Source organism: Neobacillus niacini, from assembly GCF_036961885.1.
Lineage (GTDB): Bacteria > Bacillota > Bacilli > Bacillales > Cytobacillaceae > Neobacillus > Neobacillus niacini_H.
The window spans coordinates 36179-52414 of record NZ_JBALNQ010000011.1 but is presented as its reverse complement, the minus strand read 5'-3'; the positions used below and the strand labels follow the sequence as shown (position 1 = coordinate 52414).

The window sequence follows — 16236 nt, the reverse complement described above, 5'->3', positions numbered from 1 at the left end:
CTGGCTCATGCCAACGGGTTTCTTTAGTGGCGGCAACATTGTAAGGACATAGAATAACGCACTTGAATTCACACTATAATTCACAGTGCGACTGGTCTTCGTTTTTATTTATAAGAAGTCATATCCTTAATTCAGTAACCAGTGATACTTATGATAAGCGGAGATTTCCGGTTATGGAAAGCAAAATTACCTATTTTCACGTTTTTTGAATTAATAGGCGGAATCCTTCCGTCTATTTAAGCTATTTCCAGTACTTTTTTCCAATTAACAGGATTTCTCCGCTTATTTATCAAACTCGCTTAGCATTCTAATGAACTGTAAAACTTACGGGGTGCTTTTGTGAAAAATAGAAAATTTTAAAAAAGGCTTAGAGATATTGCATCTCTAAGCCTTTTTTCCTGTGCAGAATACTGTGAATTGTATTATGAAATAAATCACCACACCAATCACCACATGTGGTGATGTCTTCTCACCACTTCAACATGTAACTTTGATATAGAAAGGAACGAATACACCGATGGTCATATAAATCCTTAGAACGAACAGGAAGGAGGAACGAAATGAGTGAAACACACAGGTCAACGGAGGGCTATCAAGAACCTAGAACATACGAAATTCGCCTGCAGGGACAACTTGATACCCGGTGGGCCGACCGGTTTGCTGGCATGACCTTCAACCACGAAAGCGATGGAACAACCATTCTCACTGGTCAGGTTGTCGATCAGGCAGCATTACATGGCTTGCTAAGGAAAGTGCGTGATCTCGGCCTGCCCTTGGTCTCCGTTATCCAGATTGATCACAAACAGGCCAAAATGCCCAATGTCAATGCGGAAACAACAAATAGTTCAAAAAAGGAGCCAAACCGATGAAAACAAATCCCCTGACATCAGGCATTGATCGGAAAACTCACACCAACCCTCTCTCTGAGACCAGGTCGGAGAACAGCAAGATGAGGATAACAGCCACCAATCTAATCCGCTGGTCGGGTTTAGCAGCTTTGGCGGCAGGAATCCTTTTCATAATCATTCAGACGATCCATCCAGCTGATATCCTTTCTTCTGTCACCACCGGTCGATGGGCAATCGTCCACTACTTGAGCATCACCATGTGTCTCCTCGGCCTGCTCGGCATTGCGGGAATCTACGCTAGGCAAGTGGAAAAGGCCGGTTGGCTTGGTCTTGCCGGCTATCTCCTATTTAGCCTCTTCTATGCGCTCACAATGGGTTTTCAGTTCATAGAGGCCTTTATCTCGCCGCTGTTGTCGACCGAGGCACCGAAGTTGGTGGAGAGCCTCTTGGCGCTCGCCGGTGGGTCTGCCGGAGAAATGAGCCTCGGAGTCCTCCCAGCGATATATTCGCTAGTAGGGGTACTGTATATCCTCGGCGGCCCGCTGTTTGGCATCGCGACATTCCGCGCTGGCATCCTGCCGCGCTGGGCAGCCGCCCTATTTGCCTCGGCGGGTCCTGTGTCGGCCCTCGTGATTGCACTGCTTCCCCATCCGCTCGACCGCATAGCGGCGGTGCCTCTTGGGTTAGGTTTGGCCTGGCTGGGATATGCGCTCTGGTCTGAACGGAGAGGAAACCCTATCTAGTCGAGGAAACCCCCAGCTCCAATAAACTGAGCTGAATAAGTCATTAGAAACTAAATGGGGAAACAAGCGGCCATCTTGTCTCTTGTAACTTTATAGTCCACCCTATCCCAGTATCTTTGGAACATGCTGTGTCACGCAATAGTCACTAAGTAAATCAGTAAAAGGAGCTGAAAATGAAAGTATTTCATAACGATAAAGGTCAAGCTGCTGATGTACCGCAACTCAATGAGTTAGGAAAACCTACGTCACAGGAAATCAAAGCATCGTCAAAGTGGCTCGTCGCCGCACTGCTCCTGCTGAGTGTGGTACCGCTCGCCGCTGGCGCTTTCCGCTTAACCAACCTAGCTTTTGGTGCGGGAATAACGCCGGACAAAGTACGGTTCCTTATTTTATCCCTGCCTGTGGTGGTGCATATCCTGAGTTCCAGTGTGTATGCCATCTTTGGCGCGTTCCAGTTCGAAACCGGCTTTCGGGAGCGCAAGCCCGTATGGCACCGAGTTGCCGGTCGGCTCCTGGTGATATGCGGGCTACTAGTTGGTCTTTCAGGACTGTGGCTAACCCTGTTCTCTCCCCGCCCAGATGGCACCGGTGAATTGCTTTTTGCATTGCGGCTCCTGTTTGGATCGGCTATGGTCGTGACCATCCTTCTCGGCTTTGTTACGATCCGTCGGGGCGACGTGATTCGGCACCGCGCTTGGATGATACGCGGCTACGCAATTGGGCTTGGCGCGGGCACCCAGGTACTAACCCTATTAGCCGGGGAAATTATCGTCGGCCCACCAAGTGAGCTAGGTAAAGCGCTGCTGATGGGTGCGGGGTGGGTAATCAACCTCACCGTGGCCGAATGGGCCATCCGCAAGCAGTCAGCCTGAAGGAAGCCGCCTATCCAGCACCGTTGGCTTCTTTCTTAGGGAGAACGCTTGGGAGGCTGGTCTATTAAAATATAACGAATTAATGGAGGATAAAATGAAAGCAATTGTGTATACAAACTACGGTCCCCCTGAAGTTCTTCAACTAAAAGAGATAAAAAAACCTACTCCTAAAGAAAATGAAATTTTGATAAAAGTAAAAGCAACAACTGTAACAGTAGCTGATATTCGGGCTCGTAGTTTTACTGTTCCTCTCGCTTTTTGGCTGCCAGCCCGAATGTCACTAGGTTTCAGACAACCCAAAAAAGCGATATTGGGAATGGAGCTAGCTGGTGAAGTTGAGTCAGTTGGGAAAGATGTCAAAAGGTTTAAGGAAGGTGACCAGGTTTTTGCAGCATCCCTATTGGATTTTGGTGCATATGCCGAATATAAATGTTTGCCTGAAGATGGTCCTGTCACTCTTAAACCAGCCAATATTACTTTTGAGGAAGCTGCTGCCATCCCCATTGGGGCACGTACAGCATTGTTTTTTCTTAGAAAAGCAACTATACAGAGCGGCCAGAAGGTTCTAATTTATGGAGCCTCAGGAAGTGTAGGAACGTATGCCGTACAAATTGCTAAAATTTTCGGAGCAAATGTTACGGGGGTATGCAGTACCAGAAACTTAGAATTGGTAAAGTCTTTGGGAGCAGATAGAGTTGTTGATTATACGAAAGAAGATTTTTCAAGTAATGGGGAAACCTTTGACGTCATCTTTGATACGGTTGGTAAAAGTCCATTATCAGCTTGTATGAAATCACTCAAGGACAATGGAACCTATATAAATCCCACCCTGCTACTACCTAATGTTATTATGCTGTGGAAAAAATTGACTAACAGCATCAAATTCATTTTGGGGCAAAACTCTCCTGAAACTCCCGAAGCATTAAACTTCCTCAAAGATTTAGTAGAGGCAGAAAAGCTAAAAGTAGTGATTGATAGAACCTATACGATGGAAGAAATCGTTGATGCCCATAGTTATGTCGAACAAGGACACAAAAAGGGAAATGTCGTCATAAATCTAGAACAAAACAACAAAGGAGGATGAAAAAAATGAATGAAAGCAAAAAAGCTGCTAAAATGAACGAGGTCTCGTTGTTTCGTCTTTATTTGCTGAGGGCGCTGTACCTTTTTATCGTGGTGGGGCTCGCTATCGTACGATGGCCGGATGTCATCCAACTAGTTTTCTATCAGGAGAAGCCCTATGAGTTAATGGAGGGAGTAGTCATCTGCATGCTGGCCTCCTTTTCGGTTCTGTTAATCCTGGGGCTGCCGTATCCACTGCAGATGATACCTTTGCTTCTGTGGGAATTGGTGTGGAAGTCGATTTGGCTGATCAGCGTTGCGCTCCCACTATGGACAGCCGGTCAAATGGACGAAGCAACCTGGGCAATGGCCTATGCCTGTTTATTCGTCTTGATTGTTCCTTTCTGCATTCCTTGGCGCTATGTATTCGCAAACTACGTGAAGAAGCGCGGAGCTCGGTGGCGCTAAAGCCTGCTCTAACAGGTGCTCGAATTTATTAAGGCTCTTTTCTTAAACTTTGTTGCTTTTTGTAACAATATTTAATAATTGTGCAGTGATATCCTAGAAAAAAGCATAAATTTTTTAAGAAAAGAGCTTGCAAATTAAATTCAATGGCTAAAAACAGCTATTTTCTCGTTAAAATCGGCTTTAAGATTTTAACAACAATCGTTACGAAAACAGCCTTCAATAAAAACAGCGACAAAGCTTAAAAGCTTCGTCGCTGTTTTTTGCATATAAATAATGTCCTTGTGGGTACTCCAAAAGAGAACGGCTTACAACAAAGGTAAGTGCTTAACTTTATTTAAGTTTGGAAAAAGCAACTTCTACGGCTTTGATTGTTTTTTCGATGTCTTCATCAGTATGTGCAGTCGATAAGAACAATCCTTCGAATTGAGATGGCGGCAGGAATACACCTTGTTCAGCCATTTCGCGATAGTAGGCAGCAAAATATTCTAGATTAGATGTTTTTGCTTTTTCATAGTTAATAACATTTTCATTGGTAAAGAAGAACCCGATCATAGAACCCGCACGGTTGAATGTAACGGGAATATCATATTTTTCAGCCGCTGCTGTAATTCCTTTTTCAAGTAAGTCACCTAAACGCTTAAACTCCTCGTAATGCTCTGGTGTTAATTGGCTTAATGTCTCATAACCAGCTGTCATCGCAAGTGGGTTTCCAGAAAGTGTTCCCGCTTGATAAATTGGTCCGGCTGGAGCGATTTGACGCATGATTTCAGCTTTACCGCCGTAAGCACCCACTGGCAGCCCGCCGCCAATTACTTTTCCAAGACAAGTGATATCTGGAGTAATATTGAAATAGCCTTGTGCACAATTGTAGCCGACTCGGAAGCCTGTCATTACTTCATCAAAAATCAGTAAGGCTCCGTTTTCAGTCGTAATTTCACGAAGACCTTCTAAGAATCCTGGAAGCGGTGGTACAAGCCCCATATTACCAGCAACAGGTTCAACGATAATACAAGCAATATCATCGCCAAATTGTTCAAAGGCATATTTTACAGCCTCAAGATCATTGTAAGCAACTGTAATCGTGTTTTTAGCAGTTCCTTCAGGAACACCTGGGCTGTCTGGCAAACCAAGTGTAGCGACACCAGAGCCAGCTTTAATCAATAAGGAATCACCATGACCATGGTAGCAGCCTTCAAATTTCAGAATCTTATTACGGCCTGTGTAACCGCGTGCCAAGCGTAGTGCACTCATCGTTGCTTCTGTTCCTGAAGATACCATCCGTATCACTTCAATCGATGGTACACGTTCAATTACAAGCTTAGCCAGTTCATTTTCCATTAATGTTGGAGCACCGAAGCTTGTACCAAGCTCAGCAACTTTTTTAATCCCTTCCACCACTCGATCATTTGTATGACCGAGAATGAGCGGACCCCACGATAATACATAATCGATATATTCATTGCCATCAATATCATAGATTTTTGATCCTTTTCCTCTTTCCATGAAGATTGGATCCATATTCACTGATTTAAAGGCACGAACCGGGCTATTCACACCGCCCGGCATTAAGTTTTTAGCCTCTTTAAATGCTTCGATTGATTTGGTATATGAGCGCATTTTACGTTCCTCTTTTCGCGTTGTTATTGTTGGTCTTCTTTTAACCAGCGGCATGCATCTTTTGCTGCATAGGTAATAATCAGATCTGCACCGGCACGCTTCATGCCTACTAACATTTCAAGAACCGTGTTCTTTTCATCAATCCAACCATTTGCAGCTGCAGCCTTCACCATTGCATACTCACCGCTCACATTGTAAATGACAACTGGAAGATTGAAGTTATTTTTTACATCCCGAACGATATCAAGATAAGGTAAACCTGGCTTAACAATTAAGAAATCTGCCCCTTCAGCCACATCTGATTCTGCTTCCCTAAATGCTTCCATCCGGTTTGCAGGGTCCATTTGATAGGTTTTGCGATCACCAAACTGTGGAGCGCCCTCTGCTGCTTCACGGAATGGTCCGTAAAAGGCTGACGCATATTTAACCGCATAGGACATAATTGGGATCTCTTTAAATCCTGCTTCATCTAAGCCAGCACGAATTGCGGCAACAAAGCCATCCATCATATTTGAAGGTGCAATGATATCTGCTCCAGCTTTTGCTTGTGCTACCGCTGTTTTCACAAGTAATTCAAGGGATTCGTCATTAAGTACCTTTTCCCCTTCTACTACGCCACAGTGACCATGGTCGGTATATTCACATAAGCATGTATCGGCAACGACAATGATTTCTGGGAATCTTTCCTTAATAAAACGAGTTGCAACTTGAATAATCCCATGGTCATGGAATGCTTGCTCCCCGCAGGCATCCTTTGTTGTAGGAATACCAAATAATAATACAGATTTAATTCCATGTGCGACGATATCTTCCATCTCTGCTTGAAGATGATCGATAGATACCTGGAAAACACCTGGCATTGATGATACTTCATTGCGAATGTTCTCACCTTCATAAATAAATAACGGATAGATGAAATCTTCCGGTCTTAAGTGATTTTCTCTTACTAGTGCCCGCATGTTAGCGCTTGAACGTAAGCGGCGATGACGTGAAAATTGTAAATCCATTTATATTACCCCCAACATTATTTTTCTAAGTATTCAATCGTACTTTTTACCATTTCTTTAACGGTATATTCCTTAGGTGAAGCATGTATGGGCAACCCATACGCTTGCAGTTTTTTCTCAGTGACCGGTCCAATACAGCCAATGACACAATTTCTGATGTGACTCTCAAGTTTATACTCCTTCACCACACTCATAAAGTGATCAACAGTAGAGGGACTAGTAAACATTAAGATATCGAGCTCATCTGCAGAAAGCATGTTTGCTAGTTTTTCAAGGCTCTCATTCGGCATGTACGTTTCATAAATGACCATTTCATCGACATGTGCACCGTGCCTTATAAGGGACCTTGAGATATATTCTCTGGCTAGGTTTCCTTTCGGAAGCAGGATCTTTGACCCCTGTGCCACATGAGGCAGGAATTCTTCTACAAATACCTCTGCCACATAGGCCGATGGGACAAATTCAGCCTTTAGCCCCTTATCCTTAATGACCTCTTCTGTTTTCGTTCCAATTACAGCAACCTTAGGGAATGTCTCGAACTCTTCGATATTTTTAAAAGAAAAGAAGGTGTCAACCGTGACATTACTTGTAAAAATAATCCAGTCATATGTATCAATTTCATTTATTGCAGTTTGAAGACGCTGATTGATTTCAATCGGACGAAACGCAATAAGAGGGATTTCAATTGAAATCCCTCCATACTTTTCTACAAGTTGTGAAAAGGATTTTGCTTGACCTGCTCCGCGGGGAACAAGGACCTTTTTGTCTTTCAAACCTAATGGTTTTATCATTGACCATCGAGCTCCCGTTTAACCTTCTCAATCAGGTCTTTAGCTCCTCTTTCGATTAATAAGTCTGCAGCTTGAATGCCAAGTTCTTCTGGATTATGGCCTCTTAGTTCCTCTTTGAAGATTTCTTGGCCTTCAGGAGACGCTACTAACACGGTTAGAGCGATTTCATCATTGTCTGCAATTGTAGCGAAGCCAGCGATTGGAACTTGGCAGCCACCCTCCATTTTTTGAAGGAAGGCACGTTCAGCTCTAACTGCTCTATCTGTTTTCTTGCAGGTAAATTTTTCAAACAGTTCAAGAAGCTCTTTATCATCCTCACGGCATTCGATGGAAAGTGCTCCTTGACCAACTGCAGGTACACAAATATCTGCATCGATAAATTCAGTGATGGTTTCCTTTGCCCAGCCAAGACGAGAAAGTCCTGCTGCTGCTAAGATTATCGCATCATATTCTTCATCTTGAAGCTTTTGTAATCTCGTATCAACATTTCCACGGATCCATTTAATTTCAAGATCTGGCCGCTGTACTAAAAGCTGTGCGCTGCGACGAAGGCTGCTCGTACCGATAATCGCTCCTGGCTTCAAATCTTTTAGCTTAACATGGTCTCTTGAAATTAATGCATCACGGTGGTCCTCACGGAAAGGAATACAGCCAATCGTAAGACCCTCAGGTAATTCAGCTGGCATGTCTTTCATACTATGAACAGCCATATCAATTTCTTTATCCATCATAGCTTGCTCGATTTCTTTCACAAACAAGCCTTTCCCGCCTACTTTTGAAAGGGTAACATCAAGGATTTTATCTCCTTTTGTAACAATTTCTTTTACTTCAAATTCAAAAGGTCCGCCGAGCTTTTTTAGCTGTTCAATTACCCAATTTGTTTGTGTTAACGCCAATTTGCTTCGTCTAGAACCTACGATAATTTTTCTCATGTCTGCCTCCTACTATTATGAATACCAAAAATGAAATGATGATAATTGACCAAAAAGGAAAAAATTAATTAAAACGATTAAAAAGGATCCTGTATTCCATATGGCTAACTGTCTGCCTGACATGTTTTTTACAATTCGCAGGTACAAATACATACTGTAACCAAACAGAACAATAAAAGAACCTATTACTTTCATATCATACCAGGGCATTCCTGGGACCTTTAGAATGGCCCATTGTAATCCAAGAATAAGACTTAATAGCAACATGGGAACTCCTATTACTACTAAAATATAGGAGGACCGTTCTAGCTTGCTTAAATCTGCAATTCTCATAAGTCTGGCACCCCATTTTTTCTTTTTCAATAAATCATATTGAATGAGATACAGCGTAGAGAGGACAAAAGACAATGAGAAAGCTCCATACGATAAAATCGCCATTGTGATATGTATAAGCAAAAGCTCAGACATAAGCTGATTGCTTATGACATGTGAATCATAGTTTATCGGCGCAAATGTATGGATAACAATGACGATAAATCCTAGTATATTTGTAAAAAAAACAATGAAGTCAACCTTTAGTAACCGGTTGATTCCGAGCGATAGGGTAACCAATACCCAGGCATAAAAATAGAGACCTTCAAATATCGTTAACGCTGGAAATCTACCTGTTTTTAGCATATAGGAAGTCAAAACAATCGTTTGTAAAACCCATACAAACGCAAGTAACCAGAAGGCGATTCGGTTTGCCTTCCGGTTATGGTGAATGAAATCGAAAAAATATAACAACACACTGAAGGCATATAGGACTACTGTCAATTCGTGCAGTCGTGTCATATAAAAGTCATACATAATGGTACCTCTTATGACTGAAAAGAAGCCTGAGGTACACGAACCATTGCATTTTTGGTTTCGGCTGCTTTTGTTTGTTTTTCAACAAGTTCTTCAATCTTAAATATTTTCACAAATAAATCCAACGCCTCATCGGCATCAGGGCGAGCAGCCAATTCTTTTGCTTGTAAGATTGGATCTTTTAAAAGCTGATTGATAATGCTCTTGGTGTGTTTATTTAATACCTTAAGATCACGGTCCGATAAATGGGACAGCTTGCGTTCTAAGCTGACCATCGTTTCAGCTTGAATGGCAACCGCCTTGTCTCTAAGCGCTGAGATAACGGGAACAACTCCCAATAATCCAAGCCATTGTTTGAAATCAACAATTTCCTTTTCGATCATTAACATAATGGCTTGAGCTGCTTTTTTTCGTTCCTGAAGGTTTGCCTGCACAATTCCCTCTAAATCATCGATATCATATAAGAATACACTTTCAAGCTCAGCGATTTTAGGATCCAAGTCGCGCGGAACAGCAATGTCAACCATAAACAATGGTTTACCCTTACGCTTTTTCTCGACTTTTTCCATCATCGTTTTCGTAATGACAAAATCCTTTGCGCCTGTAGAACTTATCAGAATATCTGCATCAATAAGCGTCTCATGTAATTCATCAACTGTTTTTGCATCTCCGGAAAAACGGTCAGCAAGAACTTTTGCCTTTTCATATGTGCGATTAATGACGGTAACTTTTCTAACACCGTTCCCATGCAGATTTTGGGCTGCTAATTCACCCATTTTACCGGCACCAAAAATTAGTACATGTTTATTTTCAAGTGAACCAAAGATTTTCTTTGCAAGTTCAACAGCCGCATAGCTGACAGAGACTGCATTTGCGCCAATATCTGTTTCAGCGTGTCCACGTTTCGCAACAGTAATTGCCTGTTTAAACAGGTGGTTGAAGATGGTACCTGTTGTTCCTTGTTCTTGAGCTAAAATAAAGCTTGACCGAACCTGCCCTAATATTTGTGTTTCCCCTAATACCATTGAATGAAGCCCGCATGCTACTTTAAATAAATGCTCCACGGCACCGTCTTCTTCATAAACAAATAGAAAAGGTGAAAACTCAGCTTGTTCAATTCCGAACCATTCAGATAGAAATTCCTTTATATAATAGCGGCCTGTATGCAATTGATCAACAACCGCATAAATCTCTGTACGATTGCACGTCGACACAATTATATTTTCAAGGATGCTTTTTTTAGAATTCAATTTTGTCATGGCTTCCCCAAGGTCGAATTGATTAAATGTCAACCGCTCACGGATTTCCACAGGGGCAGTTTTATAGTTTAAACCGATCACTACAATATGCATTTTTTTGAACACCCCCAATAAGTAATACAATAACTACTAATACATGATTAACTAGTCTGATTATACCACGGGTTTTTCACCATTTACCCGAAAAATGTGAACAGAAAACGAAACTATATGTTACTATAAAAAGCAGAAGCGCCTCTAGTCGTTGGAGCCAGTCTGCTATAATATTAAAATAATCATCTAATGTACCGTACCAAAAAAATAGAATGGATTCAAGTATACCTTACTGGAAGTGGTGTTAAAATGAAGAGTCAACGGATCTTTACGGGAACTATTCTCATAGGCTTTGGGGCCTTTCTTTTCTTGCAGCAATCTGGTTTCTCTGCTCTACAAACATTGTATTCATGGCCAACTCTTCTTATTATTGTAGGAGCGGCTTTTTTGGGACAGGGATATTCAGCAAAAGACTATGAAGCGATTTTGCCTGGAGTCATCATCGGGGGCTTCGGTCTACATTTTCATTTCGCTGGTAAAGTCGCATTTTGGCCGAACAACACCATTGGAATGCTGGTATTATTTATATCCTTTGGCTACTTTCTTCGGTTTCAAAAAGCAAATAATGGTCTATTTCAAGCCTTTCTCTTTTTAATATTAGCATTATTGCTATTATTTTACGACAACGTTTCTGAATATCTTAATTTACTCCAAAATGGGCTAAGCTTTGTTTGGAAATTTTGGCCAGCCGTTATTATTCTTGTTGGAATCTACTTTCTTTTTATGAAAAAGAAATAACGTCAGGCCACAGTGCCTGACGTTATTTTTTACATATAACTTTGTAAGATTGACCAGGCTTTATCTTTGCCTTCGCCTGTTTCTGATGAGAAAAGAACGATTTGATCATTTTCATCCAAATCGAGTGTTTCCTTCGTTACTTTTAAATACTTCTGCCACTTACCTTTTGGTATTTTATCTGCCTTCGTCGCTATGACAACGCAAGCAATACCATGGTGCTTAAGGAAGTCGTACATCATGACGTCATCCGGAGTTGGCGGATGCCTTAAGTCAACAATTAAAACCACCGCTCTTAATTGCTCCCGAGAGGTAATATACGTTTCAATCATTTTCCCCCATGCTGCACGCTCTGACTTAGAAACCTTCGCATATCCATAGCCAGGAACATCAACAAAATGAAGAATTTCATTGATTAAATAAAAGTTTAAGGTTTGTGTTTTTCCAGGCTTTGATGAGATTCTTGCCAGACCTTTACGATTTAACATCTTATTAATAAAGGAGGATTTCCCTACATTTGATCTTCCTGCCAATGCAAATTCAGGCAGCTCTGTTTCTGGGTACTGCGCTGGCCTGACGGCACTGATGACAATATCGGAACTGGTTACTTTCATTTGGATCCACCTTCTACTAGTGCATGTCGTAGAACTTCATCGACATGTGAAACAAGGACAAACTCAATTTCATTTCTGACACTTTCCGGAATATCATCAATATCAATTTCATTATCCTTTGGGAGGATAATCTTTGTTAATCCTGCTCGATGAGCACTAAGTGTTTTTTCTTTTAAACCGCCAATTGGGAGAACCCTGCCTCTAAGCGTAATTTCTCCTGTCATTCCTACTTCACGTCGAATCGCTCTGCCTGTTAACGCAGACACCAATGCAGTCGCCATTGTAATACCTGCAGATGGACCGTCCTTCGGAACGGCACCTTCTGGAACATGAATGTGTACATCATATTTTTCATGAAAGTCTTCTTCAATCCCAAGTTCAACAGCTTTGGAACGAATATAGCTAAAGGCTGCCTGAGCTGATTCTTTCATGACATCGCCTAATTTTCCTGTTAAAACGAGTCTGCCTTTACCCGGGGCTAAGGAGACTTCGATTTGCAACGTATCGCCCCCTACCGTTGTGTAGGCAAGACCTGTTGCAACACCTACTTGATCCTCTGTTTCTGCTTGACCATAACGGTATCTTGGTTTACCTAGGAATTCCTCAACATTCTTTTCGGTAACGACTACCCGCTTTTTCTCACCTGAGACCACAATCTTTGCGGTCTTCCGGCAGATGGTCGCCATTTGCCGTTCAAGACTCCGAACCCCCGCCTCACGTGTATAATGCCTGACCACATTTAGAATGGCATCATCTCGTACCTGCAGGTTCCCTTTTGAAAGTCCATTTTCTTTAATTTGCTTTTGCAGCAGATGGTCTCTAGTGATATGCACTTTTTCGATTTCGGTATAACCGGCAATCGTGATAATTTCCATTCTATCCAAGAGCGGACCAGGAATGGTCGATAAGTTATTGGCTGTCGCAATAAACATAACCTTTGATAGGTCATATGTTTCTTCAATATAATGATCGCTAAAATTATGGTTTTGTTCTGGGTCCAACACCTCTAGCATCGCTGAAGATGGATCGCCACGGAAATCACTCGACATTTTATCAATCTCGTCTAATAAAAATACTGGATTAATCGTGCCCGCTTTTTTCATTCCTTGAATGATCCGACCTGGCATCGCCCCAACATAGGTTCTACGGTGACCACGAATTTCAGACTCATCACGAACACCACCAAGGGAAACTCGGACAAAATTACGATTTAATGAAGAGGCAATCGAACGTGCTAAGCTTGTTTTCCCTACTCCTGGAGGGCCTGCTAGACAAAGAATAGGTCCTTTTAAGGAATTCGTCAGTTTTTGAACAGCCAAAAACTCAAGCACGCGTTCTTTGACTTTTTCAAGACCGAAATGATCCTGGTTAAGGATTTTCTCGGCGCGTTTAATATCAATATCGTCATTCGTCTTTTTTGACCATGGGATCGTAATCAGCCATTCAATATAGTTCCGAATGACCGAACTTTCTGCTGAACTTGATGGCACCTTCTCATAGCGGTCAAGTTCTTTTAATGCAGCCTGCTGAACATGTTCAGGCATACCTGCCTTGGTAATTTTTTGAGTAAGATCGGCAACTTCACCCGTTTTGCCTTCTTTGTCGCCTAATTCCTTCTGGATTGCTTTCATTTGTTCACGCAGATAATATTCCTTTTGCGTTCTTTCCATCGAGCGCTTTACACGCTGTCCAATCTTTTTTTCAAGATTTAACACTTCTTTTTCATTTTGAATGGTAGTAATAACGATATTCATTCGCTCTTTTACATCAATCGTTTCTAATATTTCCTGTTTTTCCTTCAATTTGATTGGTAAATGGGAAGCGATAATATCCGCCATTCTTCCTGGTTCCTCAATATCGACAACTGAGGTATAGGTTTCTGCTGATATTTTTTTTGATAACTTTATGTATTGCTCGAAATATTCAAGCATGGTTCTCATTAATGCTTGATCTTCTACATCCTTTGTAACAGGTTCATCATATGTCACAATGCTGACAGAATAGTATTCTTCCTCATCATGAAATGTTTCGATTTTTGCTCTGTTTAGTCCTTCGACCAATACTCTAATCGTTCCATTTGGGAGTTTAAGCATTTGCTTAACCTTTGTTAACGTGCCAATCTCGTATAACTCTTCCTCAGATGGTTCGTCTATTGCAATATCCTTTTGAGTGGTTAAAAAAATTAAGTGGTCATCTACCATCGCTTTTTCAAGGGCTTCAACCGATCTTTCACGTCCAACATCTAAATGAAGGACCATTGTCGGATATACAAGCAACCCTCGAAGCGGCAGGAGGGGGACGATCAATTCTCTATCTTTCGCCATTAAATTGCACCTCCACATGCATTAAGTCAGTCTTTTCTGTGATAAAAGCAGAATCGTCTTTGTACAATTCTATCTCATTTGCAAATTTGTGTCTAATATTACGAAAGCCATGTACCTGCTTGTCAATATAATTAATTTTCCCCAAGCAAGACGATTTCTATCATTAAAAACACTTCGGTCTGACAACCGAAGTGTTTTTGTTAAATGGATTCTTTTTTTGACAGCTCGATTGAAGCAGGAATCACCTGATTTATTGGCTGATTATTGACGAGGGCAATGTCAAAAACTTCACTTAAATGTGTAACTGGAACAATCCGAATTCCTTTTATTTCATTTAATATGGATTGTATGTTTTCTTCAGGGATTATAACCGTCGTTGCTCCTGCTTTCCTAGCCGCCTTTACCTTCGGATAAACGCCGCCAATTGGCTTCACATTTCCATGAATGCTTATTTCACCCGTCATCGCAACTTTATTATCAATCGGGATTTTGTAAATGGCAGAATAGATTCCGGTTGCCATTGCAATTCCTGCTGATGGACCATCTATCGGGACTCCGCCTGGAAAATTGACATGAATATCGAAATCATCCGCTGGAACTCCCATTGCCCTCAGAACGGTAATAACATTTTCAATCGAACCACGGGCCATACTCTTACGCCGGACTGATTTACCTTGACTGCCAATACTTTCCTCGTCGACAATACCGGTTATGTTTATCGATCCTTTATCCTTCGCAGGGATAACGGTAACCTCAATTTCAAGGAGCGCACCGGTGTTTGGACCATAAACTGCTAAACCATTCACAAGGCCCACACGGGAGTCATCATTAATTTTTCTTTCCATTCTTGGCGAAAGTTGACTAGAATGAGCCACCCATTCTAAGTCTTCATCTTTAATAAAATTGCGCTCATCCGTGATGGCCAGTCCAGCAGAAATCTGAATCATATTAACGGCTTCGCGCCCATTTCTTGCATATGTAGATAAAATATCTAATCCAGCTTCGCTAATGGCGAGGTTTACTTTTTCAGCTGCTTTTTGACCAACTTGAATGATTTCTTCTTGCGATAAATCACGGAAGAAAACTTCCATACAGCGTGAACGGATAGCAGGCGGTATTTCACTTGGAGTTCTAGTTGTTGCACCAATTAAGCGAAAATCGGCAGGAAGCCCATTCTTAAAAATATCGTGGATATGTGTCGGGATTTGATTATTTTCTTCATGATAATAGGCACTTTCAAGAAATACTTTACGATCCTCAAGGACCTTTAAAAGCTTGTTCATTTGAATCGGGTGCAGTTCACCAATTTCATCAATGAATAGGACACCACCATGTGCGTTGGTAACTGCACCTTGCTTTGGCTGTGGTATTCCCGCCTGGCCCATTGCCCCGGCACCTTGATAAATAGGATCATGAACGGAGCCAATTAAAGGGTCAGCAATGCCTCTTTCGTCAAATCGAGCAGTGGTTGCATCCAATTCGATAAATACCGATGCTGGTTTGAATGGAGATTTTTGATTTTTCTTCGCTTCTTCTAAAACTAATCTTGCGGCGGCTGTTTTTCCAACCCCTGGTGGTCCGTAAATAATTACATGCTGAGGATTTGGACCACATAACGCAGCTTTCAATGACTTTATCCCATCTTCTTGACCAACAATATCTTGGAAGCTTGTGGGGCGAACCTTTTCAGCTAATGGCTCTGTTAATGAAATTGATCTCATTTTTCGAAGCTGTTCCATTTCCTTACGGGATTCACGATCAATGGAAACCTTTTGTGTCCGTTGGTTCCTAAGCATATTCCAAAAATACAGCCCAATAATAATTCCAAAAAACAGCTGTATAAATAAAGCAATCCCCGTCCAACTCATATTTTTCCCTCCTGCTACAAAAATAACTTGGGTAGATATTAATAAGTATTTCCTGCATACAGGGGGAATAAACCACAAATGGTAAGAAACAGTTTTTGTTTGGCATGTATAATTTTACAAAAAAGAGAACCCGGTGATTTTACTGGGTTCTCAG

General features: G+C 41.7%; 15 protein-coding genes. 6 read left to right on the top strand and 9 right to left on the bottom strand.

The genetic code is table 11. The features are described 5' to 3' along the window. Window positions 1-560: 560 nt before the first annotated feature. The 5 genes from V7124_RS07195 (at window position 561) to V7124_RS07175 (ending at window position 3993) form a co-directional block, all read left to right on the top strand. Entirely contained in the window at window positions 561-869 is a 309-nt protein-coding gene (locus V7124_RS07195; RefSeq protein ID WP_335416373.1) for a hypothetical protein, read from the top strand. Beyond that, window positions 866-1591, top strand: a complete 726-nt coding sequence (locus tag V7124_RS07190; protein WP_335487500.1) for a hypothetical protein — start codon at window positions 866-868, stop codon at window positions 1589-1591. The genes V7124_RS07195 and V7124_RS07190 overlap by 4 nt, the downstream gene beginning before the upstream one ends. Window positions 1592-1764: 173 nt before the next feature. Further along, on the top strand, window positions 1765-2463 hold the full coding sequence (locus V7124_RS07185) for a DUF2306 domain-containing protein (protein WP_335487497.1): 699 nt from the start codon (window positions 1765-1767) through the stop codon (window positions 2461-2463). Window positions 2464-2557: 94 nt separating this feature from the next. Beyond that, window positions 2558-3547, top strand: a complete 990-nt coding sequence (locus V7124_RS07180) for an NAD(P)-dependent alcohol dehydrogenase (protein WP_335487494.1) — start codon at window positions 2558-2560, stop codon at window positions 3545-3547. Between the two features lie 5 nt (window positions 3548-3552). After that, entirely contained in the window at window positions 3553-3993 is a 441-nt protein-coding gene (locus tag V7124_RS07175; RefSeq protein WP_335487491.1) for a hypothetical protein, read from the top strand. Between the two features lie 330 nt (window positions 3994-4323). Here the strand turns inward: V7124_RS07175 and hemL are convergent, their stop codons facing one another. From hemL to hemA, 6 genes are read right to left on the bottom strand one after another with little or no spacing between them, the layout of a single operon-like run. Then, window positions 4324-5610, bottom strand: coding sequence for a glutamate-1-semialdehyde 2,1-aminomutase (gene hemL, locus V7124_RS07170; protein WP_335416362.1), 1287 nt, complete (start codon window positions 5608-5610; stop codon window positions 4324-4326). Between the two features lie 23 nt (window positions 5611-5633). After that, complete coding sequence (gene hemB / locus V7124_RS07165; protein WP_335416360.1) at window positions 5634-6617, bottom strand: porphobilinogen synthase; 984 nt, start codon at window positions 6615-6617, stop codon at window positions 5634-5636. A gap of 17 nt (window positions 6618-6634) precedes the next feature. Continuing rightward, window positions 6635-7408, bottom strand: coding sequence for a uroporphyrinogen-III synthase (locus tag V7124_RS07160; RefSeq protein ID WP_335487489.1), 774 nt, complete (start codon window positions 7406-7408; stop codon window positions 6635-6637). Beyond that, window positions 7405-8340 (bottom strand): hydroxymethylbilane synthase, encoded by a 936-nt coding sequence (gene hemC / locus V7124_RS07155; RefSeq protein ID WP_335487486.1) that lies wholly within the window; start codon window positions 8338-8340, stop codon window positions 7405-7407. Before hemC ends, V7124_RS07160 begins: the two co-directional genes overlap by 4 nt. 15 nt (window positions 8341-8355) lie before the next feature. Next, window positions 8356-9189, bottom strand: coding sequence for a cytochrome C assembly family protein (locus V7124_RS07150; protein WP_335416356.1), 834 nt, complete (start codon window positions 9187-9189; stop codon window positions 8356-8358). An 11-nt stretch (window positions 9190-9200) separates the two neighbouring features. After that, window positions 9201-10541 carry a glutamyl-tRNA reductase gene (gene hemA / locus V7124_RS07145; protein ID WP_335416354.1) on the bottom strand — a complete coding sequence of 447 codons (1341 nt, stop codon included), beginning with the start codon at window positions 10539-10541 and terminating at the stop codon, window positions 9201-9203. Window positions 10542-10790: 249 nt separating this feature from the next. On the opposite strand from hemA, the gene V7124_RS07140 reads away from it, so the two are divergent. After that, entirely contained in the window at window positions 10791-11279 is a 489-nt protein-coding gene (locus tag V7124_RS07140; RefSeq protein WP_335416351.1) for a LiaF transmembrane domain-containing protein, read from the top strand. A 29-nt stretch (window positions 11280-11308) separates the two neighbouring features. Here the strand turns inward: V7124_RS07140 and yihA are convergent, their stop codons facing one another. The 3 genes from yihA to lonB all read right to left on the bottom strand — a co-directional run bounded on the left by yihA (window position 11309) and on the right by lonB (window position 16082). After that, complete coding sequence (yihA, locus tag V7124_RS07135; RefSeq protein WP_335416349.1) at window positions 11309-11890, bottom strand: ribosome biogenesis GTP-binding protein YihA/YsxC; 582 nt, start codon at window positions 11888-11890, stop codon at window positions 11309-11311. Next, window positions 11887-14214, bottom strand: a complete 2328-nt coding sequence (lon, locus tag V7124_RS07130; RefSeq protein ID WP_335416348.1) for an endopeptidase La — start codon at window positions 14212-14214, stop codon at window positions 11887-11889. The genes yihA and lon overlap by 4 nt, the downstream gene beginning before the upstream one ends. Window positions 14215-14414: 200 nt before the next feature. Continuing rightward, complete coding sequence (gene lonB / locus V7124_RS07125; RefSeq protein ID WP_335487483.1) at window positions 14415-16082, bottom strand: ATP-dependent protease LonB; 1668 nt, start codon at window positions 16080-16082, stop codon at window positions 14415-14417. Window positions 16083-16236 lie beyond the last annotated feature (154 nt).